The organism is Herbaspirillum sp. C9C3, assembly GCF_013359625.1.
Classification (GTDB): domain Bacteria; phylum Pseudomonadota; class Gammaproteobacteria; order Burkholderiales; family Burkholderiaceae_D; genus Herbaspirillum.
Window position 1 is genome coordinate 1,590 of the sequence record NZ_JABFMQ010000054.1, and the last position, 1,475, is coordinate 3,064.

A 1,475-nucleotide genomic window follows, 5' to 3' on the forward strand; every position below is an offset into this window, starting at 1 on the left:
AGTTCGGACAACCTTCCGCGATCCGTCCCCCCATCGCATCTAACGACGGTGCAGGAATATTAACCTGCTTCCCATCAGCTACGCATCTCTGCCTCGCCTTAGGGGCCGACTCACCCTGCTCCGATGAACGTTGAACAGGAAACCTTGGGCTTACGGCGTGCGGGCTTTTCACCCGCATTATCGCTACTCATGTCAGCATTCGCACTTCTGATACCTCCAGCATCCTTTACAAGACACCTTCACAGGCTTACAGAACGCTCTCCTACCATATCCTTACGGATATCCGCAGCTTCGGTGACTGGCTTAGCCCCGTTACATCTTCCGCGCAGGACGACTCGATCAGTGAGCTATTACGCTTTCTTTAAAGGATGGCTGCTTCTAAGCCAACCTCCTGACTGTTTTAGCCTTCCCACTTCGTTTTCCACTTAGCCAATCTTTGGGACCTTAGCTGGCGGTCTGGGTTGTTTCCCTCTTGACGTCGGACGTTAGCACCCGGCGTCTGTCTCCCAAGCTCGCACTCATCGGTATTCGGAGTTTGCAATGGTTTGGTAAGTCGCGATGACCCCCTAGCCATAACAGTGCTCTACCCCCGATGGTGATACTTGAGGCACTACCTAAATAGTTTTCGGAGAGAACCAGCTATTTCCAAGTTTGTTTAGCCTTTCACCCCTATCCACAGCTCATCCCCTAATTTTTCAACATTAGTGGGTTCGGTCCTCCAGTGCGTGTTACCGCACCTTCAACCTGGCCATGGATAGATCACTTGGTTTCGGGTCTACACCCAGCGACTGAACGCCCTATTCGGACTCGATTTCTCTGCGCCTTCCCTATTCGGTTAAGCTTGCCACTGAATGTAAGTCGCTGACCCATTATACAAAAGGTACGCAGTCACCCCTTACAGGGCTCCTACTGTTTGTATGCACACGGTTTCAGGATCTATTTCACTCCCCTTCCGGGGTTCTTTTCGCCTTTCCCTCACGGTACTGGTTCACTATCGGTCGATTACGAGTATTTAGCCTTGGAGGATGGTCCCCCCATGTTCAGACAGGATTTCACGTGTCCCGCCCTACTTGTCGCAAGCCTAGTTCCACACCATCGATTTCGCATACGGGGCTATCACCCACTATGGCCGGACTTTCCATTCCGTTCTACTATCGTTGATGCTAAATCTTGCAGGCTGATCCCATTTCGCTCGCCACTACTTTGGGAATCTCGGTTGATTTCTTTTCCTGTAGCTACTTAGATGTTTCAGTTCGCCACGTTCGCTTCGTTACCCTATGTATTCAGATAACGATGACCTTACGGCCGGGTTTCCCCATTCGGAAATCTGCGGATCAAAGCTCGTTTGCCAGCTCCCCGCAGCTTATCGCAAGCTACTACGTCCTTCATCGCCTGTAATCGCCAAGGCATCCACCATGTGCACTTATTCGCTTGTTCCTATAACGTTAGCCTCTTTTGCAAGAGCGTTATAAAGA

General features: G+C 50.9%; 1 rRNA gene (only partly in view). It reads right to left on the minus strand.

From position 1 onward, the window contains the following. Window positions 1-1,437: ribosomal RNA gene (locus HNO82_RS22000) — 23S ribosomal RNA — on the minus strand (it extends 1,512 nt beyond the left edge of the window). Window positions 1,438-1,475: the final 38 nt, after the last annotated feature.